At 70.5% G+C, this 21,008-nt stretch carries 18 protein-coding genes and 2 pseudogenes; 14 read left to right on the top strand and 6 right to left on the bottom strand.

Annotated elements, in window-relative coordinates; all coding sequences use genetic code 11:
* Nucleotides 1–137: 137 nt before the first annotated feature.
* From EJG53_RS42035 to EJG53_RS01485, 10 genes and pseudogenes are all read left to right on the top strand, one after another.
* Nucleotides 138–425: pseudogene (locus EJG53_RS42035) on the top strand (ABC transporter ATP-binding protein); the annotation flags it as partial.
* Between the two features lie 303 nt (nt 426–728).
* Nucleotides 729–1,886 carry an aromatic ring-hydroxylating oxygenase subunit alpha gene (locus EJG53_RS42030; protein WP_244955572.1) on the top strand — a complete coding sequence of 386 codons (1,158 nt, stop codon included), beginning with the start codon at nt 729–731 and terminating at the stop codon, nt 1,884–1,886.
* Between the two features lie 16 nt (nt 1,887–1,902).
* Nucleotides 1,903–2,880 (top strand): DMT family transporter, encoded by a 978-nt coding sequence (locus EJG53_RS01520; protein ID WP_125043176.1) that lies wholly within the window; start codon nt 1,903–1,905, stop codon nt 2,878–2,880.
* A 1,264-nt stretch (nt 2,881–4,144) separates the two neighbouring features.
* Entirely contained in the window at nt 4,145–4,954 is an 810-nt protein-coding gene (locus tag EJG53_RS01515; protein WP_125043174.1) for a cupin domain-containing protein, read from the top strand.
* Between the two features lie 77 nt (nt 4,955–5,031).
* Nucleotides 5,032–5,583, top strand: coding sequence for a type 1 glutamine amidotransferase domain-containing protein (locus tag EJG53_RS01510; protein ID WP_031000525.1), 552 nt, complete (start codon nt 5,032–5,034; stop codon nt 5,581–5,583).
* Nucleotides 5,583–6,374 (top strand): HAD family hydrolase, encoded by a 792-nt coding sequence (locus tag EJG53_RS01505; protein WP_125043172.1) that lies wholly within the window; start codon nt 5,583–5,585, stop codon nt 6,372–6,374. The genes EJG53_RS01510 and EJG53_RS01505 overlap by 1 nt, the downstream gene beginning before the upstream one ends.
* Nucleotides 6,375–6,518: 144 nt before the next feature.
* Nucleotides 6,519–7,724, top strand: coding sequence for an MFS transporter (locus tag EJG53_RS01500; RefSeq protein ID WP_125043170.1), 1,206 nt, complete (start codon nt 6,519–6,521; stop codon nt 7,722–7,724).
* Complete coding sequence (locus EJG53_RS01495) at nt 7,724–8,425, top strand: type 1 glutamine amidotransferase domain-containing protein (protein WP_125043168.1); 702 nt, start codon at nt 7,724–7,726, stop codon at nt 8,423–8,425. Before EJG53_RS01500 ends, EJG53_RS01495 begins: the two co-directional genes overlap by 1 nt.
* 224 nt (nt 8,426–8,649) lie before the next feature.
* On the top strand, nt 8,650–9,333 hold the full coding sequence (locus EJG53_RS01490; RefSeq protein ID WP_125043166.1) for a type 1 glutamine amidotransferase domain-containing protein: 684 nt from the start codon (nt 8,650–8,652) through the stop codon (nt 9,331–9,333).
* A gap of 310 nt (nt 9,334–9,643) precedes the next feature.
* Nucleotides 9,644–10,549, top strand: coding sequence for a LysR family transcriptional regulator (locus EJG53_RS01485; RefSeq protein WP_125043164.1), 906 nt, complete (start codon nt 9,644–9,646; stop codon nt 10,547–10,549).
* Nucleotides 10,550–10,663: 114 nt separating this feature from the next.
* On the opposite strand, the gene EJG53_RS01480 is transcribed toward EJG53_RS01485, so the two are convergent.
* From EJG53_RS01480 to EJG53_RS01470, 3 genes are all read right to left on the bottom strand, one after another.
* Nucleotides 10,664–11,755, bottom strand: coding sequence for a DUF5954 family protein (locus EJG53_RS01480; RefSeq protein ID WP_244954914.1), 1,092 nt, complete (start codon nt 11,753–11,755; stop codon nt 10,664–10,666).
* A 105-nt stretch (nt 11,756–11,860) separates the two neighbouring features.
* Entirely contained in the window at nt 11,861–13,147 is a 1,287-nt protein-coding gene (locus EJG53_RS01475) for a cytochrome P450 (RefSeq protein ID WP_125043162.1), read from the bottom strand.
* A 75-nt stretch (nt 13,148–13,222) separates the two neighbouring features.
* Nucleotides 13,223–14,590: a glutamine synthetase family protein gene (locus EJG53_RS01470; protein WP_174856352.1), complete on the bottom strand. Its 1,368-nt coding sequence runs from the start codon at nt 14,588–14,590 to the stop codon at nt 13,223–13,225.
* 254 nt (nt 14,591–14,844) lie between these two features.
* On the opposite strand from EJG53_RS01470, the gene EJG53_RS01465 reads away from it, so the two are divergent.
* Complete coding sequence (locus EJG53_RS01465; RefSeq protein ID WP_125049093.1) at nt 14,845–15,696, top strand: acetoacetate decarboxylase family protein; 852 nt, start codon at nt 14,845–14,847, stop codon at nt 15,694–15,696.
* On the opposite strand, the gene EJG53_RS01460 is transcribed toward EJG53_RS01465, so the two are convergent.
* Nucleotides 15,677–16,555 carry an SDR family NAD(P)-dependent oxidoreductase gene (locus EJG53_RS01460; protein WP_125043160.1) on the bottom strand — a complete coding sequence of 293 codons (879 nt, stop codon included), beginning with the start codon at nt 16,553–16,555 and terminating at the stop codon, nt 15,677–15,679. The two genes, EJG53_RS01465 and EJG53_RS01460, sit on opposite strands and share 20 nt — an antisense overlap.
* A 275-nt stretch (nt 16,556–16,830) precedes the next feature.
* Here EJG53_RS01460 and EJG53_RS01455 point away from each other — a divergent pair, with 275 nt between their 5' ends.
* Nucleotides 16,831–17,406, top strand: coding sequence for a MarR family winged helix-turn-helix transcriptional regulator (locus EJG53_RS01455; RefSeq protein ID WP_030019726.1), 576 nt, complete (start codon nt 16,831–16,833; stop codon nt 17,404–17,406).
* An 8-nt stretch (nt 17,407–17,414) separates the two neighbouring features.
* On the opposite strand, the gene EJG53_RS01450 is transcribed toward EJG53_RS01455, so the two are convergent.
* Both EJG53_RS01450 and EJG53_RS01445 read right to left on the bottom strand, forming a co-directional pair.
* A complete protein-coding gene (locus EJG53_RS01450) occupies nt 17,415–18,185 on the bottom strand; it encodes a gamma-glutamyl-gamma-aminobutyrate hydrolase family protein (RefSeq protein ID WP_125049092.1) in 771 nt (256 codons plus the stop codon).
* Between the two features lie 5 nt (nt 18,186–18,190).
* Nucleotides 18,191–18,292 (bottom strand): annotated as a pseudogene (locus tag EJG53_RS01445) (aldehyde dehydrogenase family protein); the annotation flags it as partial.
* A gap of 258 nt (nt 18,293–18,550) precedes the next feature.
* Between EJG53_RS01445 and EJG53_RS01440 the strand changes: the two are divergent.
* Nucleotides 18,551–20,068, top strand: coding sequence for an aldehyde dehydrogenase (locus tag EJG53_RS01440; RefSeq protein ID WP_174856351.1), 1,518 nt, complete (start codon nt 18,551–18,553; stop codon nt 20,066–20,068).
* A complete protein-coding gene (locus EJG53_RS01435; protein ID WP_125043158.1) occupies nt 20,061–20,948 on the top strand; it encodes a DODA-type extradiol aromatic ring-opening family dioxygenase in 888 nt (295 codons plus the stop codon). The genes EJG53_RS01440 and EJG53_RS01435 overlap by 8 nt, the downstream gene beginning before the upstream one ends.
* Nucleotides 20,949–21,008 lie beyond the last annotated feature (60 nt).

Genomic DNA, 21,008 nt, shown 5'->3' with positions numbered 1-21,008 from the left:
GCGCTGTACACCGTGGTGCTGGGCGTGGTGTGGATGGTCGGCCTGGCGGTGCCCCCTATCTGATCTCCTGCGCCGTCGACCAGGGCCTGTAACAACACGACCTGGTGGCCTTGGCCGCCGGGGCTGGCGCGGTGACAGCGGTGAGCCAGCAACCGTCGCTGGCACGCATCCTGTTGGCCGCGCCGCACACGGTCATCCTGGACGAGGCGACCTCGCTGCTCGACCCGGCCGCCGCGCGCCACGCCGAGCAGGCCTTGGCGGCCGTCTTCGAAGGCCGCACCGTCATCTCCATCGCCCACCGGCTGCACACCGCCCAGGACGCCGACCGGATCGCCCCCGTCGAGCACGGACAGGTCGTCGAACTGGGAGCGCACGGCGAACTGTTGGCCCAGGACGGAATCTACGCCGCGCTGTGGCGTTCCTGGCAGCGCGCCGAAGCCGTCCCGGCGCAAAACGTCGATCCCCCGCGAGGGCGACCACCAGGCCGGACTTGGGCCGCGGCCCTGTGCGCGCCGTACCGACAAAACGTTCTTCCGGAGGCAGCTGTCTCGATTCTTGCTGTCCCTCGCCGTCCGAACCCGTTGACAATTGCAGCACAGCCCTCAAAGGCTCATCGGCTCATCACGGCCGACAGCCGGTCACGGCACCGTTCGGCCGGCGCAATTACCCCGGTGCACAGGTGCTGTGACGGATCGGACACTTCAGCAAAAACCGAGGAGGACACCGGCATGGCCGCACCACCGGACCTGTTCTCTCCCGCTCGCTACGATGCGGTCAGGCGCAACAGGGAAAAGGCCGAGACGCTTCCCGCATGGTGTTACACGGATGACGAGTGGTTCCAGCGGGAGACGGCCAAGATCTTCCGCCCGGCCTGGCATTTCGTGGACCTGGACACCTCGCTCCCCGAGCCCGGCACCTTCCTCACGACCACACTGCTCGGTGAGTCCGTCATCGTCATCCGGGACCGCGAGGGCGGGGTGCGGGGATTCCGCAACTCGTGCCGCCACCGAGGGGCCGAACTGCTCGGAGAAAGCCAGGGATCGTGCCGGGCGATCCGCTGCCCGTACCACAGCTGGACCTACGATCTGGACGGGACGCTGCTCATGGCGCCCGGCACCGAAACGGAGTACGCCCGCTCCGCGCTGGGAAATCTGGGGCTTAATCTGACCCCCGTGCCGTGCGCGTCACGGCACGGGATGATTTACGTGAACGTCTCCCCAAAACCGCCCGTCCCACTGGATGTCTACCTCGGGGACTATCCCGAGCGGGTCGCGGCGCCCTACCAGGTGTCACGCATGGTGTGCGTCCGCCGGCTGAGCTACGACCTCGCAACGAACTGGAAACTGTACTGCGAGGTCGAGATGGAGACCCTGCACACCAAGCACATCCATCGCCGGTCCATCGGAGAGCAGCCGGTGACGGCCGCGACGACACAGGGGGAGTGGATCGCGGTCGTCAACACCGACCAGCCCACCCCCGCGCTCTATCCCGGCTCCCGCAGCAAGGGATTTCCCCGGACCCCCGGCATTTACGGGCCGGCCGAAGAGGGCACCTATTTCTCCACCGTCCTCCCGGGCTCGTTCATCGTCACAGCTCCCGACTGCATGTGGTGGATCCGCAAAATCCCGACCGCACCCGGCCGGCTCCACACCGAAGTCGGTTACTGCTTCCCCCGCGAGACCGTCGCCCGCCCCGACTTCGCCGAGCTGGCCGAGGCGTACAACGCCCGCTGGGACCAGGTCATGGACGAGGACAACCAGATCGTCGAGGTGCAGTACCGCGGGCTGCGCAGCAGCGTTCCGGGCTGTTACACGGCCGAGGAACCGGTCGTGCACCGCTTCGACAACTGGGTGCTGGACCGGGTCCTCGACGAGGAGAGCCCGTGACCCCGCCCGGCCACCCGTGAGCCTGCGCCCCCGCCTCTCCGGCCCGCCGCGGACGGAGCGGCACGCGAGGGGGCACGGCGGCATACCGCTCGCCGTCGCCGCGAACCTCTCCTGGGGCCTGGCGGACGTGGCGCCGGTGGTCCTGCACGCCTTCCACCCCGCCGTCATCACGCTGGGACGGTACCTGTGGTACGGCGTCCTGTCGCTTGTCCTCGTACTGCTCGCACGCGACCGGAACACCGGGCACGGCATGCGGGTATGGACGTATGCGGGCCTTTTCGCGGTCACCGGCAACGTCGGGTACTACTTCTTCATGGCGCAGGGCATAGCGCTGGCCGGCGGACCGGTCGTCACCACGGTCATCGGCACCCTTCCGGTGACGGTGTCCCTCTACGGAAACCGGCTGCGGCGTGAATACCCTTTCCGGCAGATCGCCCTGCCGCTGGGCGTCATTCTGACCGGTCTCCTCATCGTCAACGCCACCGAGTGGGACTGGTCGCAGACAAAGGGCCGTTCCCTGGCCGATCAGCTTCTCGGAGCCGGCTGCGCGGTCGCCGCCGTGGCCCTGTGGACGTGGTACAGCGTGGCCAACGCCCGGTTCATGAAAGACCACCCGGACGTCTCGCCGGTGCAGTGGTCGAACATGATCGGAGTGGCCACGCTCGCGCTGTGCCTTCTCGTGCTTCCCGTCTGGTGGGCGACAGGTCAGCCGACAGTGCCGCCCCAGGCGCCCTGGCCGATGCTGCTCGGCGGCACCCTGATCCTGGGAATCCTCGTCACCTGGTTCGGAACGGCGCTGTGGAACCGGGCATCGGCCCTCCTGCCGGTGTCGCTCGCGGGACAGCTCATCGTGGTCCAGACCGTATCCGGCCTCACCTATGTCTTCCTCGTCACGGAGCGCGTTCCGTCCGCGCTGGAAATCGCGGGAATATTCCTGGTGATCGCTGGTGTGCTCGTCGGTATTCGGCGCGCACACCACGCCGACCGGAAATGAGAAGGGGGGCGGGAGCTCGGGATCGCGGATGGTCAATCTTCCCGTGCGTGGGCGAAGGAGATCCATGTCGCCGGTGGCGATGCCGCGAACACGCGCCGGCCTCCAGCAGTTGCCGAACGGTTCTTGCTCCTTCGGGACGCCTCGTCATGCGCAACACCGATGTGAATTCAGCCGCGATCACGCTGCGGGCGCATCGGGGCGAGGGGCGGGTGCTTCGGCTTCTGTCTGTCTGCGTCGCCGAGATGTTCCATGACGGCCTTTTGGGGCTCAGGCGAGAGGCCATGGGACAGCGCCTCGCGCGCGGCAGTACCGGGCGAAGGCGCTGAGAGAGGGTGAGGCTCGGGATCAACCCCGCTTGTACGGGGACGACTGCTGCTCGACGGTCGAGTGATCGCTGCTGCCAGGACCACCCCCGCTCGCGCGGGAACCACTCGATGTTCTTCAGCGCGGCCAAGTACGCCTTGGGACCACCCCCGCTCGCGCGGGAACCACAGGCCATGGCCAGCGGTGTTGTCAGGCGGCGTGGCGGATTCTCCTGAATTTCGCTGATTCCGGCTGACCTCGCAAATGGGTGCATATCGACTAGCTGTTCCGCCCCGCAAAGAACCATGCTGGTGTGGTGATCGGCGGCCGAAGTCGCGTTGTTGTGGACCTTGGTTGACCTTGGTTGGTCCGAAATGAACGTAGCAGAGCTGGCGGCAGAGGCAGGAACCTGCTGGGGGCTGATTGGCCCCGCACTCGCGGCCTGGCGGGGTGTGCGCCGCGGCCACGCCTGCGTGATGAGTGTCAGCGGGACCTGCGTGACGTCTGACCTCCAGTGTGACGGTAGATGCGGCCGGTGCCGGCGGGCCTCGGCCCGTGTTGTCGCGTGGTCGGCGACCGCCGCCGGGACTTCGGTGCCGGTCGGTGGGAGGTTCTGTGCGGTCTTGTCGGGTCGGTCGGGTCGCGAGATGGATTGTTGTCCGGTGGTTGTCGCTTTCCGGGGCCTGGATGCATGGTAAGTAGTCGTTGATGGTGCAATATTTTCTGGTCACTTGGCCGTTTGGTGGCCGGCGTGGCTCGAACTATTCGGTTATGGGTTCCTGGTGGCGGCGGATGCCGGAACATCAGATTCCCGTCAACAAGGAAACTTCATGGCCCCCGCCAGAAGTTCCTATTTGCCCTTCGTTGCGGTCGCTGCTTCAGTTGAGGCGCTGAGATTGCCGTGCTGCCCGCAAGTGGGGCTTTCGGTAATTGGCGACAGGTAAACGGGGGAAAGACAGCTATGGCGATCACGCCTGCTACAACTATCGTTCAGAACACGTCCGGCGACGGTCAGGACCGGATCGTCCGCCTGGACGCGGGGCCCGCGGACATCGCCGAACTCAAGCGGCTGCTGCGGAGCGGAGCCCGCTTCGGGAACGAGCAGTTCGACGAGGATTCGCACCTGGACGAGGTGATTCCGAAGCCCTGGGGCTACGAGTACCGGGCCTACGTGGACGAGCTCTTCGACTGCTGGGCGCTGCACATCGACGCCCCGCACGGTACGTCCGTCCATCTGCACCCGCGCAAGCTCACGTACCTGCTCTGCCTGGGCGGCCAGGGTGTGACCACGGGCCTGGACGGCACGTCCATTCCGCTCCGGCAGGGCAGCATCGTGCGGATCGCGCCCGGGGCGTTCCACGGAACGCGGAACGCGGGGGACGAACCGCTGGAACTGATCGAGGTCGAGTCGCCGCGGAACAAGTTCGACCTGATGCGGCTGAAGGACGACTACAACCGGGCCGGGACGGCGTACGAGTCGAACTCTCTCGACGCGTCGAAGCACCCGATGCGCAAGGTGCTGTCCTTTCCGCACACGCGGATGCGGGCGCGCACCCCGGACGGGCGGTTCCGGTTCGAACTGCGTACCGGGATGGACGTGTTCTACCGGCGGCGGGCGGAGGACCTGTTCCACATTCCGCTCTGCGTGTCCGGTGCCGTCTATGCGGACCTGGAAATCCTGACCGGCCGTCCGGAGGATGCCCGGCGGGTGCACACCGACATGCAGTATCTGTGCGTCAGCGTCGCAACCACACGGGCCAAGACCGCCTGACGGAAGCGAGCGGCGAAGTAGTCGAGTAAGCGGAAAGCGGTAAGCAGAAAGACAAGCAGAGTCACGGGGGAGTAGTAATGTCGCAGAGTGCTGTCATCGTCACCGGTCAGGGTTTCCAGGACCATGATGTCGTCTTCACCTATTACCGCCTTCTAGAAGAGGGCTGGCACGTCGACATCGCCACCAAGAACGGCGACGCGACCACCGGCAAGTACGGTGTCCCGCTGCCGATGGACAAGACGGCGCGGCCGCTCATCGCCTACGAGGACCTGTCGGTGGACCTGTACGACGCCGTGATCCTCACCGGCGGTCACGAGGCGCCGGACCGGGTGCGTCAGGTCCGCGGCGTGCTGGACTTCGTGGCGGGCATGGCCGAGGCGGGCAAGGTGGTCGCGGGGCTCTGTCACGGGCCCTGGATCATGGTGAGCGCCGGCGTGCTGCGGAACCGGAAGGCCTGCGCGTACATCGGGCTGCGCGACGACGTGGTCAACGCGGGCGCCGAGGTGGTCGAGAGCGACGTCATCGTGGACGGCAACATCATCACGTGCTCGTACTACGGGTACATGGGGGCGTTCATGCGTGCCGTGTTCGAGACCGCGCAGAAGATCGCGGAGAAGGATAGCGCCTGATGGACCGCCACGCCGTCGTCGGGACGGACCCGTACCGTCCCGGCCGGCCCGGCACCCGCACGGGCCTGCTCGCGCTCGACTTCGACGGGGTCATCTGTGACGCCCTCGACGAATGCGCCCTGGTCACCTGGCTCGGAGAACGTCCGCACGACCGGAGCGTGGCCGGCCCCGGGCAACTGGAGCGGCTGCCCGGGGCGTTCACCGAGCGGTTCCGCGCGGTGCGGGACTACTCGCGGCTGCTGGACCACTTCCTGGTGGCGCATCTGCCCGAGGCGGACGGCATCACCTCACAGGCGGACTTCGACCAGCTCTTCGGCTCGCTTCCGAGGGAGCGCGTCGAGCGGTTCACGACGGTGGCGTCGGAGGCGCGGGAGTGGTTCCGGGCGGCGGAGCCGGACTTCTGGCTCGGGCTGCACACGCTGTATCCCGGCGTGCCGGAGCTGCTGCGGCACGCCGGGGCGGTGGTCATCGTGACGGCGAAGGACGAGCCCTCGGTCCGTTCCATCCTCAGGCGGCACGGACTGGAACAGACCGTGGCCGAGGTCTTCGGAGAGTGTCGCCACAAGGCAGCAGCCATTCAGGAGGCGTGCGCGCGGCGGGGCGTTCCGCTGGACGCCGTGACGTTCGTGGACGACAACTTGTCCAACGTACGGAAGGTGGCGGCGGTGGGCGTCCGGGCCCGATGGGCGCAGTGGGGGTACCAGACGCCCGAGCATCGGGCGGAAGCGGCCCGGCACGGGATCGAAGGGCTGGAACTGGGCGAGCTGAGCGCCCTGGTGGCCGACTTGTGAGGAGGACTGCGCCGACGGGGCGCTGGTGCTGGCCCCAGGGGCGCCTCCGGCCCGGTACGGGGCCGGCCAACATTCGCACGCCCGAGCACCCGAACGCCCGAGCCCCGTCTCACCCAACCGCTCGGCTCTTTCCAGAGGACCCGCATGCTCACCGCCACTCGCCCCACCCGTCCCACTCCCCGGCACCGCCGACGGCCCGCCTTCTCCGTTCAGCTCGCGTTGCTGGTGGCGATGGCCTTCGCCATCCCCGCGCAGCTCTACCTCGCGATCCCGATCGCCGGCCGTATCCAGACCGCCTACGGGGTCGACGCCGCGTCCGCCGCCTGGACCGGCGCCGCGTTCTCCTTCGCCTACGCCCTCGGCTTCCTGGTCTTCGGTCCCTTGTCCGACCGGGTCGGACGGCGGCCCGTCCTCGCGATCGGTGCCCTGGCCACGGCAGTGATCACCGCGCTGACCGCCGCCGCGCCGGACTACGGCTGGTTCCTGACCGGCCGCGTCCTGCAGGGTTTCACGGCCGCGACCTTCGCTCCCGCCGCGCTCGCCCACGTGACCGAGCGGTCGCCCGCCGCCCGGCGCCCGCTCGCGCTCTCCCTGCTCACGACCGGCTTACTGGGGGCAGGCATCGTCGGGCAGGTGTTCGGCCAGGTGATGGCGGAGCACGCTGACTGGCGGGCGGCGTTCTGGCCCGCGGCGATCGGGTACGCGATGGCTGCCGCGCTCTTGTGGCGGCTGCTGCCGCCGGGCTCAGTCGGCTCGGCGGCTTCGGTCCGCGAGGTCGCCAAGGCGGCGTCGGGCCTCATACGCACCAAGGGGCCGGCGGCGGTATTCGGATCCGCCCTGACCGTGTTCGGGAGCTTCGTCGCCTTCTGCGCGGTACTGGAGCGGGAGCTGCGGGAGACGTCCGGGTACGACGCGGACCAGATGCTGCTGGTGCAGGCGGTCGGCGCGGTTGGGCTGCTGGCGGGGCCGCTGGTGAACCGGCGGTTCGGTGCCAAGGGGCCGCGTACACTCGCCGTCGCCGGATACCTGACCGCGGCGGCCGGACTGCTGCTGGCCTTGCTGGCGCAGGCCGCCGCCATGACCGGGGTACTGATCGGCGTCAGCGTGCTCTTCGTGGCCGGCACGAGTCTGATCGCGCCGGGGCTCGTCGGGCTGCTGCACGAGCTCGCGCCGCACGCGCGCGGGACGGCGGGCGCGGTCAACACCTTCGTCCTGTTCGTCGGCGCGTCGGCCGGGCAGCTCGCCGCCGCGCAACTCGGCTACCGGCCCATGCTGACGGTACTCGTCCTCGCCACACTCGCCGCCGGCCTCACCGTGGCCGTCTTCACCCGGAGTGCGCCATGCCCGTAATGCCGACCATTAACGCCGCGAAGAAAGTGCTGTTCGTCCTGACCAGCCACGATGTCCTCGGCCGTACCGGCACTCCCACCGGCTTCCATCTGGGAGAGACCGCCGTGCCCTGGCACCGGCTGCGTGCCGACGGCCACACCGTGGACTTCGTCTCCGTACGGGGCGGTCGGCCGCCGGTCGTCGGCCACGATCCCGCCGACCCCGCGCAGCGGGCCTTCATGGCGGACCCGGACGGCGGCGGCCGGCTCTCCCGGACGCTGCGCCCGGAGGAGGCGGAACCGGGCGATTACGCGGGTGTCCTCTACGTCGGCGGGCACGGCACGATGTGGGACTTCCGGGGGCACCCGGCACTGCACGCCATCGGCCGGCAGGTGTACGAGTCCGGCGGGGTCCTCGCGGCGATCTGTCACGGTCCCGCGGTGCTCGTCGACCTGACGCTCTCGGACGGCGGTCACCTGGTGGACGGCCGCGAACTGACCGCGTTCTCGAACGCGTCGGAGAGCATGCGCGGACTGGCCGACGTCGTACCGTTCCCGCTGCAGACCGCGCTGGAGGAGGCCGGCGCGAGCTTCTCCGCCGCTCCCGACCGGTCGCCGCACGTGGTGGTCGACGGGCGACTGGTCACCGGTCAGAATCCGCAGTCGTCCGCCGGGCTCGGGGACCGCCTGGCCGAATTGCTCCTGAAACACCCTGAGCGATGACCTTAATCAGCCACCTGTATCCGCCGGTGTTCTCGCCGACACCCGAAGTCCAAAGCCCCAAGGGCTGGACATCCCGGAGAATTCCCACCTCATTCACATCTCTATGGGGGGCATGAGTCGCGCTATTGGCGACCAGCTCACCCCGATGCCTACATTCGAACGGTTGGGGGCCGGACGCGTCCGACGGCTCATCCTTAACCTCTCGATCAACCGGAGAAAATGTCATGACCAAGAAGGTCCTGTTCGCACTCACCAGCCATGGCGTCCTCGGCGACACCGGCCGGAAGACCGGTTTCTACCTCCCCGAAGTGGCCCACCCCGCCGCCGTTTTCCGCAAGGCGGGGTACGACCTCGACTTCGTGTCCGTACAGGGCGGTGCGCCGCCGCAGGACGGTTTCGACCCCGGGGACCAGGTGCAGGCCGACTTCCTCGCCGACCCGCACATCGAGACCGCCCTGTCCACCACCGCCGCTCCCGGTGACCTGACGGCCGCCGATTACGACGTCATCTTCTACGCGGGCGGGCACGGCGCCATGTGGGACCTGGCCGAGTCGGAGGCGCTGGCCGAGCTGGCCGCGGGGATCTACGAGCAGGGCGGTGTCGTCGCCGCGGTCTGCCACGGCCCGGCCGGGCTGGTCAATGTCCGGCTCGGTGACGGTGCGTACCTGGTGGACGGCAAGCAGGTCTCGGCCTTCACCAACGAGGAGGAGGCCGCCGCCGGGCTGACCGAAGTGGTGCCCTACCTGCTGGAGAGCAAGCTCGCCGAACGCGGCGCGAAGATCACCAAAGCCGCGAACTTCGCCGCACACGCCGTCGCCGACCAGCGGCTCGTCACCGGCCAGAACCCGGCCTCGGCCGTACGGGTCGCCGAGCTGGTACTGGAGCAGTTGGCGGCCGGCTCCGCCTGACCTCGGTGTCCGCCCGCACCGTCGTCACAGGGGCCCGTACGGGGATGACCGCTTCTCGTGCTTCCGGGCACGCGGAGGTAGTCCCGTAGGCGTATATTCGTCGCCCGGTGCACCGACTTCCCGTCCGCCGCCGACGCGGCCGCCCCTGTGTGCCGCACCATAGCTGCGAGGCTCCCGGCCAGCCCCCCAACGCCCAGCCCGGCGTCCTCGCGCACCATGTATCACCACGCAGCAAGGCCGTACCAGTCATCCGCCGAGTCCGCTCCGGGGGACGAAGGCATCAGCAGGGCAAGCGCGGGGGGCGCCGAGCATGGTCGTGCAACTGAGCTGGCTCAGGACGTTCGTGACCGTCTACCGTCTGGGTTCCTTCACCAAGGCGGCACAGAGCCTGGAGCTTTCGCAGCCGACCGTCACGCACCAGGTCCGCAATCTTGAGCGTACGTTCGGCAAGGTGCTCTTCGAACGCGTTCCCCAGGGTGTCGTCCCGACCTGCGCCGCCGATCTGCTCATCCGCGACGTGCAGGGTCCGGTCGACGCCCTCGGGGGCGTGGTCGAGCGGCACTTCGGCGGCAGCTCCGACAGCCGTCCGCTGTGCGTCGGCGGGCCGGCGGAGCTGATCACCTCCCGGGTCGTGGCGGCGGTCAGCGATCTCATCGCCGACGGCCTGCGGATCAACTTCCGCTTCGGTCTCGCCGACGACCTCCTGGACCGTCTGACGAGCGGTGACTACGACCTCGTCCTGTCGACCGTGCGGCCCCGGCTGCGCGGGATCAGCGCCGTGACGCTGGTCGACGAGGAGTTCGCGATGCTCGCCTCACCCGAACTGGCCGACGGTGTCCCGGCCGGGCAGATCATGAAGGAAGGGCCGGCAGCCGTCCTCGACAAGTATCCGCTGATCGCTTACGCCGAGTCGCTCCCGATCATCCGCCGTTACTGGCTCACCGTCTTCGGGATACGCCCCACCTCGGCCCCCTCCGTCGTCATCCCGGACCTGCGAGGCGTGCTGGCCGCCGTCAAGTCCTCCGCCGGGATCTCCGTGCTGCCCACCTACCTGGCGGCCGACGCCCTCCGGCAGGGCGAGGTCGTCAAACTGCTGGAGCCCGAGATCCCGCCCATCAACACCTTCTACCTCGCCACCCGGGACGGCAGCCTGTGCCACCCCGACCTGTCCCTGCTCCACGGCCATCTTCTGATGAAGGCCCGGACGTGGGGGTAGCCGCCGTCGGCCCGACGCAGCTCTTGTGAGGCCAGCCGTTTGACGCGGCCGGGTGCTGTCGGAGCCGGCCGTCCGGGACGGCCAAGTGCGGTGCGCGTCCCGGACGGCCGGCCTTCACGGGGCGTCGTTCTCCTGTTCGTGATGGATGTTGCCGTCCTCATCGATACGGGGGTGCATCCGCTCCGGAGGATGACTGTTGGCGTCCGACGGGCGTGCCGCTTCCGGCCCGTCCGGGCCCCAGCGCAGCAGCCGGCGGGCACGGCAGATCCGGTGGACGGTGCCCCGGGCCTCGACCTGGTTGACCCGTTCGGACCGGAGCCGGTCGGCGGCCCGGACGTACTCGGCCAGCTCTGCGGCGGCAGGGTCGGTGCCCTCGGCGGTCACCGTCCGGGCGTCGGTGGTCATGTTGTCGGCCTCCCAGGGGATGAGCCCCTTCAGGCGCGGCTGCAACCACGTCAGGGCGAAGTCCAGCGACCTGCGGGCCGCGTGCGCACTGGCGTGCAGGCCGCTGCTCGATTCCCACCCGGGGTCGTTGCGCTCCACGACCCTGAAGGCCGTGGGCAGCAGCATCACGTCGGGATGGGTCTCCAGCGCCTTACGGGAGTCGGCGCGCACGTCCTCGGGGAACCGGACGCCGCTGTACGCCAGGCCGCGCAGCATCAGGCGTTCCGCGGCCTGGGTGGGCGTGACCGGCGCCTCGGGGTCGAGCAGCAGGCCGTTGTCGATCGGATCCCTGGCGCTGCGGCTCCAGTCGGGCACGGTGGGTTCGGGGTCGGTCGGGCGGGGCTGTTCGATGCCGTCCGGCCCCGTCCCCGCGTACTCCTCCGCACGGACGATCCGGTAGCGGGTCGTGAGCACGGTGAGTTCGTCGACGCGTTCGCTCTCCAGCCGGGCGACCGCCGCCAGCAGGGCGCATCGCTCCTCCCGGTCCTGGGCCTCGTCCTTCGCGCGGCGCCACAGCAACGAGTTGAGGCTGTCCCGGGCCTGCTGCGGGCAGCCGGCGTCCACCGCGACCACCACCCGCCACCGCGGTGCCTGCCCGGCGTCCTGCGCGGCCACCCCGAACAGCGGGCCCCGCACCAGTATCGCCGCGGTCTGCAGCTTGGCGTCGAGCGCGTCGGCCTCCATGACCGCTTCCACCGGATCCTCCGGATGCCGCACCACGATCGGCCACATCCGGCTCCGACCCACGTTCTCATGACCCATGCCCTCATCCTGTCGATCGCGGCGGGGGCACGGCACGGTTTTCCTGATTCCCGCCCGTCGTCCCGCGGAGCGTGCTCCGGCAGTACGCGATGACGCCACCGGCTCCTACGCCAAGGTGATCTCGACCGGCAGGGTCTTGAGGCCGTTGACGAAGTTGGAGCGGACGTACCGGGGCTGGGCGGTGAGACGGACGTCGGACAGGCGGGGGAGCAGCTCTTCGAACATGACGCGCAGCTCCAGCCGGGCCAGCGAACTGCCCAGACAGAAGTGCGGTCCGCCCTTGCCGAAGGTGAGGTGATCGTTGGCGGTGCGGGTGACGTCGAAGCGGTACGGGTCGTCGAAGACCGTCTCGTCGCGGTTGCCCGAGGCGAACCAGAGGACGACCTTGTCCCCCTCCGCGATCCGCCGGCCGCCCAGCTCGGTGTCGCGGGTGGCGGTGCGCCGGAAGTGGTGGACGGGGGAGGACCAGCGCAGGAACTCTTCGACGGCGCCCGGCATCAAGGACGGGTCGCGGCGCAGTTTCTCGCGCTGTTCCGGGTGGTTGATCAGGGCGAGCATGGTGTGCGAGATGGCGTGCCGGGTGGTCTCGTTGCCCGCGACGACCAGCAGCAGGAAGTAGTTGTCGAAGTCCCGCGCCGACAGCGGCACCCCGTCGGACGGCGTCCCGTTGACGAGCCGGCTCACCAGGTCGTCGCCGTCGGCGCCCCGGCGCCGCGCCGCCAGCTCCCGCCCGTACGCGAAGACCTCCAGCGCCGCGGGGCTGCGGAAGGGCAGGTCGCGGTAGCGCTCGCTCTCCGCGGTGCCGAGCAGGACGTCCGCGTAGTCCGGGTCGGTGTTGCCGATGATGCGGTTGCCCCAGTCGATCAGCCGCCGGGTGTCGTGCCCGGGGACGCCGAGCATGCGGGCGAGGACGTTGATCGGGAAGTCGGCCGCGACCTCCTGGACGAAGTCGAAGCGGCCCTTGGCGAGCGCCGCGTCGAGGGTGCGCGCGGTCAGCCCGCGGAGGAAGACCTCGTACGTGGCGACGGCACGCGGAGTGAACTGCCGCTGCAACAGTCTGCGCATGGCCCGGTGGCGTGGTCCGTCGGTCTCCAGGAGGGAGCGGCGGGTCTCGCGGTGCCGCTCGTCGACCTCTTCGAGGTTGGTGAACCGGGTGGAGGTGAAGGTGTCGGGGTCGCGGCCGGCGCGCACGATGTCGGCGTGCCGGGTGACGGCCCAGAAGCCGCTTCCGGGCGCGGCCTCCGGCTGCCAGTGGACGGGGTCCTCGCGGCGCAGCGTGTCGAGCATCCGCCAGCACAGCTCGCCGTCGGTGAAATTGTCGTGGTCGGTGAGGTCGACCGCGTCGAGGGGCAGGGGTTCGGGTGCGCGGGAAGTGGTGGAAGCGGTGGTCATGGGGCCGTCCTTGCGAAGAAGGCGAGGAGGGTGGCACAGGGAATCCGGTGCAGGCGGAATCCGTCACGCGATCCGTCACAGGAGAAAGGCGTACTCCTTGAACTCCCAGTCCGTGACGTACTGCTGGAACCGCTCGATTTCATTGCGTTTGTACGTGAGGAAGGAATGGGTGAAATCGGCTCCCAGCATGTCCGTCAATTCCGTGTCGCCCTCCAGCGCGTCCAGCGCCTCGGTGAGCGTGCGCGGCAGCCGCGCCGCGGTGTTCTCCCGGTAGCCGTAGCCTTCCAGCGGCTCGGGCGGCTCGCGTTTTTCCCGCAGGCCGAGTCCTACGGCGGCGATCGCGCCCGCGACGGCGAGATAGGGATTGGCCGTGGCGTCACCGAGGCGCAGTTCCAGGCGGGTGCCGTCGCCGCGCTCGGGCGGTATGCGCACCATGGCGCTGCGGTTGTCCAGTCCCCAGTCGATCAGCCACGGGGCGAGGCTGTCCGGGCCGAACCGCTTGTAGGAGTTGACGGTCGGGTTGAGCAGCGCGGTGAGCGCGGGCGCGTGGGCGAGGACACCGGCGGTCGCGTGCCGCGCGGCGGCGGACAGGCCGTGCGGGTCACCCTCGTCACGGCCTTCGAAGACATTGCGTCCGTCCGGGTCGACCATCGACAGGTGCAGGTGGAAGCCGGAGCCGCCCTCTTCGTTGAAGGGCCTGGCCATGAAGGTGGCGAGTCGTCCCTCGGTGCGGGCGATCTCTTTGACGGCCGCCTTGAAACGGAACGCGCGGTCGGCGGCGTCGAGTGCCGCCGAATGATCGAGGTTGATCTCGAACTGACCGCTGCCGAACTCGCGGTTCCCGGCCGTCGCGCCGATCTCCAGGTCCTTCAAGTGCCGCAGCGTGCGCAGGAGATGGCCGTCGGGGTCGCCACGCAGCCCCGCGCTGTAGACGTTGCCCGGCGCCCGCCCGTACGGCGACCAGCCGGTGACGGCGCTTTCGTCCCGTTCGCACAGGTAGTACTCCAACTCGGGGCCGACCACCGGGTGCAGTTCCGCGCCGATCCGGTCGAGGACGCGGCGCAGCAGGTCGCGCGGGGATTCGGTGGCCGGGCGCCCGGTCGCCGGGTCCAGCGCCTCACCCAGACACCAGGCGACGCCGGGCTCCCAGGGGAGCCGGTGCAGGGTGTCCAGGTCCGGCCGGACCGAGATGTCCGGCATCCCGGCCGACAGGCCCCCCGGCATGGGAACGGTGTCGCTCTGGGGGCTGGTGTGGTAGACCGCGCGGCAGAACGCCAGGCCGTGGCGCGTGGCGGCCGGCAGGTGGCTGACGAGGATGTCGCGGGCGCGGTCGGCGCCGAGCAGATCGGGGTAGACGACGCGCACCACGTCGATGTCCTGTGCGCGCAGTGCCGCGACGGCCTGCCGGGCCTGGTCGCTGTGTGCCGGGCTCTGTTCGCTCACCCTGTCCAGCCTTCCTGCGGGGACTGTGCGCGGGCCCACTCGGGATGTCGTTTGGGGTCGAACAATATGGAGAGGGTGGGGGGCGCGCAAGAGGGTGTGGCGGATCGGCGGCGCGGCCGGCCCGCCCGTGACAATCCGGCGGTGACGGCATATCGTACGGGCCCAAACGACTAGCCGGTACGCCGAGCGGGAAACCCGAGGAGTCCGCTGTGCCCACCGAGCCCACCGAGTCCGCTGTGCCCACCGAGTCCGACGTGCCCGCCGCCCCGGCCGTCCGAGGTTTCTTCCCGCCCAGGACCGCCACGGGCCGGGCCTCGCTGATCCCGCCCCCACCCTGGTACTACTCCGGCGACCTGCTCACCGTCGAGTACCGCACCGACCCCGCCCGGGTACGCGAACTCCTCCCCGAGCCACTCGCCCCCGCCGCCGAGGACCCGGGTGCCGTCGCGCTGATCTGGGCGGACTGGCAGTCCTGCGGCGCCGGGAAGGAGGAGCTGCTCGACCCGGTGCGCAGCCAGTACAAGGAGTGCTTCGCGGTCGTCCGCTGCGGCTACCGCGGCCGTACGTACTCGCGCTGCGTCTACATCTGGGTCGACAAGGACTTCGCCGTCGCCCGAGGGATCCACCAGGGCTACCCGAAGAAGCTCGGCTCCATCCACCTGACCAGGCCCCATCCGTACGGGCCCGCACCCCGCATCGAGCCCGGCGCCGTCTTCGGCGCGACGCTCGCCGCGGGGGACCGGCGGCTGGCACAGGTGGTCGCCACGCTGCGCGAACCGTCGGCGACGGGCGGCTTCGTGAACGGCCACCCGATGGCCCACCACCGTGTACTGCCCTCGGTCGACGGGACGGGACTCGCGCTGGACGAGCTGGTCGAGAGCGGAGCCGCTTCCTTCGAGGCGGGCCAGGCGTGGGCGGCGGACGCGGAGCTGGACCTGTTCGAGTCGCCCACGGAGGAACTGGCGGCCCTCGCCGTCGCGGAGCCGATCGGGGCGTACTACCGGCAGGTGGGGGTGTGCTGGAACGGGGGGACGGTGCTGGAGCGGAGCGCGGGCGCGTCGGCCGGTGCCTGTCAGCGGTACGGGGTCACCGCGGAAGCACGGTGAAGTCGAACGGCACCCGCCCCGCGTCGACCGAGGTCAGGCCGCCGTCCACGGTCAGCGTCGCCCCGTTGACGTACGACGACCGCGGCCCGAGAAGCCACAGCACGGCGTCCGCGACCTCCTCGGCCGCCGCCGCGCGCCGCTGCGGCACCAGCGCCGTGGCCCGCGCGTACGCCGCGTCCAAGGAAAGCCCGCCGCCGAACTCCCGCATCTCCTCGTCGGCCATCTCCGTGCGCGTCCAGCCGGGGCAGACCGTGTTGGCACGTACTCCGTACGGCCCGAACTCCGCGGCGATGACGCTCGTCAGCATGCCGGCTCCCGCCTTGGACGCGGCATACGCACTCGCGCCCGCGGCGGCGCGCAGTCCGGCGACGGAGCCCACGGTGACGAACGCGCCCCGCGTGGCCGCCAGGTGCGGAAGGGCCGCGCGGGCGAGCAGGAAGACGGAGGTGAGGTTGGTGCGCAGCGTGGCGTCCCAGTCCTCGTCGCTGAGTTCGAGCAGGCCGCCGGGGCGGATGGTTCCGGCATTGGCGACCACGCCGTCCAGCCGGCCGTGGTCCCGCACCACGGCCGCGACCAGGTCGTCGACCTCACCGCGTACGGTCACGTCGGCCACGTAGGGCATCGCGCCGCACGCCTCCGCGACCTCGCGCAGCGCACCGGCGCGCCGGGCGCACACGGCGACGCGCGCCCCTCCGTCCGCCCCGCGCGCGGCGACGGCGGCACCGATCCCGCTGCTCGCTCCGGCCACGAGCAGGACGGGGCGGGCGCCGGGGGAGGGCCGGTCGGGCTGACCGGACTGATCGGCCTTGCCGGGCTTATCGCGCTGATCGTTCTGGTCTGGCTCATCGGGCCGGGTCATGCGGAACTCCCTTTCGCTGAGGGCGGTGCGACGGTGTGCTGGGCACGGCGGAGAAAGCCGGCCCAGGGACCCCGGCGGGCCGCCGTGAAAGTGCTTCCGGCTGCCGTGGCGGGCGGTGCTTCCGGAAAAATGCTTCCGGAGGAGAGCGGATGGGCCGGTACGGCGCGGGTTATCGTTTGAGTCCGTAAGGATCGCGAACGGCAACGGTCTTACGGGGGCGCACGGAACCCGGCAGGGGATTGCCGGCGAGGGCGAGAGACACGGGAGAACACGACGTGACGGAGCACCGTTCCATCCGGGAGACCGAGAAGGCCGTACAGGCCAAGCTGGGCGACACACCGATCCGGCACGTACAGATGGTCGCAGTGGCGAACATCTACCGTGCCGCCGCGGCCGTGCGACAGCACTTCGAGAACTCCGTGCTGCGGGGCGCCGAACTGTCCTGGACCTCGTTCGTCGTGCTGTGGGTCGTGTGGATCTGGGGCGAGACGGAGACCCGCCACGTGGCGGCGGAGGCCGGCATCTCCAAGGGCACCTTGACGGGGGTGTGCCGCACCCTCCAGAGCCGGGGCCTCCTCGAACGCAACAGTCACCCCTCCGACGGGCGCCTGGTGCTGCTGCGGCTGACGGACCAGGGCGAGCGGCTGATGGCCGAGGTGTTTCCCGCCTTCAACGCGGAGGAGGTCTTCGTCTCCGAGCGGCTGACCGACGAGGAGTGCAAGACGCTGGCCGACCTGCTGCGGAAGATCGTGGTGCAGACGGAGGAGAACGGGGAGGAGCGGCGGCTCGCCCTCCTCGACGGGGCCGACCCCCGCCCGCGACGCAGCGGACGCCGCCCCTCCCGGAGCTGAGCCGCCCCTCAGGAGAACCGCCTCCCGCACGCCTCGGTCAACGCGTCGAACAGGCCCTGCTGGGCAGGATCGATGGCCGCCGTGTCCTCGGGGTGCCACTGCACTGCCGCGAACCACTCGCGGCGGCCCGGGAGTTCGAGGGCTTCCACGGTGCCGTCCGCGGCCCGCCCGATGACGGCGAGCCCTTCGCCCAGCCGGTCCGTGCACTGGTGGTGATAGCACGACACCTCCACGTTGACGGCTTCCCTCGCCGCTTCCCCAGCCTTGGACACAGTCACGGGTACGGGTACGGCCACAGACACCGAAGTCGCCCTCGCCATCGCCCTCGCGACCGTCGAACCCGCCGCGAGCGCGACACGGTGAACCCGGTGCCGGTGGTCGTACCCCCGGCCGCCCATGTCCTGGCGCAACGTTCCGCCGAGGGCGACGTTGACGACCTGGAGTCCGCGGCAGACAGCCAGCAGCGGCAGCTCGCTCGCCAGCGCGTACCGCGCCACCGCGAGATCGAACGCGTCCTGCTCCGCGTCGACGTCGTAGACCCTGTCGTGGACCTCGGCGCCGTAGAGGTACGGTGCCACGTCGCCGCAGCGGGCCAGCCGCTCGCCCGCCTCCTCCGGCGGGCCCGGGTGCAGCATGAACGGCTCGCCGCCCGAACGCAGTACGGCTTCCGACAGCGCCCGCGCCGTCACCACGGCGCCGTACCGCAGCGCCGAGGCCGAGGCGGAGAAACGCTGGGGGAGGGCGATGAGGGGACGGGCGCCGTTGCGCGGGGTGCTCACCACGTTCACCACTGGATCCAGGTCGTCTTGAGTTCGGTGTACTTCTCCAGCGCGTGTACGGACTTGTCGCGCCCGTTGCCCGACTGCTTGTAGCCGCCGAAGGGGGCCCGAACCGTCCTCGTCCGTGCCCGCGATGCGGAGGCGGGCGGGCGGCTCCCACCGGTCCGCCCGGCGCAGCCAGGTGCGGTGGCTGGTGGCGCTGTCCGGCATGAGTGTCACGCGCGTCTCTCCCGTCTCTTCCGGTACCACTCTCCGGCATGACGTTTGGGATCAAATGATAGCCGCGAGGGGCCGCCGGGGAAGGGGTTGACCGCCTGGAGCGAGGCCGCCTATTTTGTTTGGCCTCAAACGAATTGGAGGCTGTGATGGCTCTCCCCGCGCCCGCACCGGGCTCCCTGACCGCCGGTTTCACCGCCACGGTCGCCGGAGTCCCCGTCGACACCCGCCACTGGATCGGTGGCGAACGCCGCGCCTCCACCGTCACCTTCACCGACCGCTCACCCATCGACGGGACACCGCTCGCCGAGATCGCGCGGGGCGGCGCCGAAGAGGCCCGGGCCGCCGTCGCCGCCGCCCGCGCCGCCTTCCCCGGCTGGGCCGCGACGCCGCGCCGGGAGCGCGCCCGGCTGCTGCACGCCGTCGCGGACGGCATCGAGGCGCGCCTCGAAGACCTCGCCGCCGTCGAGACGGCGGACAACGGCGCGCTGCTGCGCTCCCACCGGCGTGGCGTGGTGCCCCGCGCGGCGCACAACCTCCGCTTCTTCGCCGACCGCCTGCTCGCCCTCGGCCACGACGACTTCGCCACCCGTGGCCACACCAACCACGTGACCTGGGACCCGGCCGGCCCCGCCGCACTCGTCACACCGTGGAACGCGCCGCTGATGCTGGCCACCTGGAAGATCGGCCCCGCGCTGGCCGCCGGCGACCCGGTGATCCTCAAACCCGCCGAATGGACCCCGCTCACCGCCTCGCTCCTCGCGGACATCGCCGCCGAGGCCGGGCTGCCCCCGGGAGTCCTCAACGTCCTCCAGGGGTACGGCGACGAGGCCGGCGCGCCCCTCGTGTCCGACGCGGGCGTGCGCCGCATCAGCTTCACGGGCTCCGTGCCCACGGCGCGGCGGATCGCCCGTGCCGCCGCCGCGAACCTGGTGCCCACCAGCTTCGAACTCGGCGGCAAGTCTCCCCTGTTGGTCTTCGCGGACGCCGACCTCGACCTGGCCACCGACCTGGCCGTCGAGCAGTACGACAACGCGGGCCAGGTCTGCCTGGCCGCGACCCGGCTGCTCGTCGAGAACTCCGTACGGGACGCCTTCCTGGAGCGCCTCCTGAACCACGCCAGCGCCCTCGTCCAGGGCGACCCGCGTGAGGATTCCACCGGCATCGGCCCCACCATCCACCCCCAGCACCTGGAGCGGGTCGACGGCTTCGTACGGCGCGCGCTGGCGGACGGCGCCACCGCGCTCCTAGGCGGCGGCCCGCACACCGAACTGAACGAGCGGACCGGCGGCACGTACTACCGGCCCACGCTGCTGACCGACGTCGCGCAGGACTCGGAGATCGTCCAGGAGGAGGTCTTCGGCCCCGTGCTCACCCTCCAGAGCTTCAGCACCGAGGACGAGGCCGTGGCCCTGGCCAACGACACCCGCTACGGGCTGGCCGCCACCCTCGCCACCGGGGACCGCGAGCGCGCCGCCCGTGTCGGCGCGCGGCTCGTCGCCGGAACGGTCTGGATCAACTGCTTCTTCGTCCGCGACCTCGCCGCGCCCTTCGGCGGCTCCCGCGCGTCCGGCATGGGGCGGGAGGGCGGCGACTGGAGCTTCGACTTCTACTGCGACCTCAAGAACACCGTCACGGCACCGAAGGGGTGGCAGCGGCATGGGTGAGATTGTCGGCGCCGGTCTGCTCGCCCACGTCCCCACCATCGTCCTGCCCGAAGCGGGCCGGCGGGAGCTGAACGGGGGACGGGAGGTCAGCCTCGTACCGGGGCTGCGCAGGCTGCGCCGGGACGTCTTCGAGACGCTCGACTACGACACGGTCGTCGTCCTGGACTCGCACTGGGCGACCACCGTCGAATTCGTCGTCGCCGCGCAGGACCGGAGGGCCGGGCTTTACACCTCCGACGAACTGCCGCGCGGTATGTGCCGGATGCCCTACGACTTCCCCGGCGACCCCGAACTCGCCCGCTCCGCCGCCGCGTTCGCCGGCAAGCACGGCACCTGGATCACCCCGATCGACGACCTGTGCCTGCCCATTCACTACGCCACCGTCAACCTCTGGACCTACCTGGGCCAGGGGCTGCCCGACAAGCGGTGGCTCTCCGTCGGGGTGTGCCAGACCGGAGACGACGAGGACCACCTCCGGTTCGGCCGCGCGCTCGCCGACGGCATCGCCGCACTGCCGGACCGCAAGGTGCTGCTGATCGCCTCCGGCGCGCTGTCCCACACGTTCTGGCCGCTGCGCGAACTGCGCGACCACGAGGCGAGCGACCCGGCCCACCTCCGTACCCCCGAGGCGCGGGCCGCCGACGAGCAGCGGATCGCCTGGCTCCTGCGCGGCGACCACGCGCGCGTGCTGCGCACCATGCCCGAGTTCGCCGCCCACCGCCCCGAAGCGGGCTTCGGGCACTACCTGATGCTGGCGGGCGCCCTGGGCGAGGACCGCCTGACCGCGCCCGCGCGCGCCTACAGCGCGTACGAGAACTCGATCGGAACGGGACAGATCCACCTGTGGTTCGACCGCCCGGCAGACGGCTGGACGGCGTAAGGACGCTTCGCCGTGCCCTGCATGGGCGTGGGGGACGGCGCGACAGGCCACCACACCCCC

The sequence above is a fragment of the Streptomyces chrestomyceticus JCM 4735 genome, from assembly GCF_003865135.1.
Lineage (GTDB): Bacteria > Actinomycetota > Actinomycetes > Streptomycetales > Streptomycetaceae > Streptomyces > Streptomyces chrestomyceticus.
This window is presented reverse-complemented; position numbering and strand designations above follow the sequence as displayed.

Coding starts and splice junctions, on each gene's coding strand:
- EJG53_RS42030 (WP_244955572.1), top strand. CDS start 729: ATGGCCGCACCACCGGACCTGTTCTCTCCCGCTCGCTACGATGCGGTC.
- EJG53_RS01515 (WP_125043174.1), top strand. CDS start 4,145: ATGGCGATCACGCCTGCTACAACTATCGTTCAGAACACGTCCGGCGAC.
- EJG53_RS01510 (WP_031000525.1), top strand. CDS start 5,032: ATGTCGCAGAGTGCTGTCATCGTCACCGGTCAGGGTTTCCAGGACCAT.
- EJG53_RS01505 (WP_125043172.1), top strand. CDS start 5,583: ATGGACCGCCACGCCGTCGTCGGGACGGACCCGTACCGTCCCGGCCGG.
- EJG53_RS01500 (WP_125043170.1), top strand. CDS start 6,519: ATGCTCACCGCCACTCGCCCCACCCGTCCCACTCCCCGGCACCGCCGA.
- EJG53_RS01495 (WP_125043168.1), top strand. CDS start 7,724: ATGCCGACCATTAACGCCGCGAAGAAAGTGCTGTTCGTCCTGACCAGC.
- EJG53_RS01490 (WP_125043166.1), top strand. CDS start 8,650: ATGACCAAGAAGGTCCTGTTCGCACTCACCAGCCATGGCGTCCTCGGC.
- EJG53_RS01485 (WP_125043164.1), top strand. CDS start 9,644: ATGGTCGTGCAACTGAGCTGGCTCAGGACGTTCGTGACCGTCTACCGT.
- EJG53_RS01480 (WP_244954914.1), bottom strand. CDS start 11,755: ATGGGTCATGAGAACGTGGGTCGGAGCCGGATGTGGCCGATCGTGGTG.
- EJG53_RS01475 (WP_125043162.1), bottom strand. CDS start 13,147: ATGACCACCGCTTCCACCACTTCCCGCGCACCCGAACCCCTGCCCCTC.
- EJG53_RS01460 (WP_125043160.1), bottom strand. CDS start 16,555: ATGACCCGGCCCGATGAGCCAGACCAGAACGATCAGCGCGATAAGCCC.
- EJG53_RS01440 (WP_174856351.1), top strand. CDS start 18,551: ATGGCTCTCCCCGCGCCCGCACCGGGCTCCCTGACCGCCGGTTTCACC.
- EJG53_RS01435 (WP_125043158.1), top strand. CDS start 20,061: ATGGGTGAGATTGTCGGCGCCGGTCTGCTCGCCCACGTCCCCACCATC.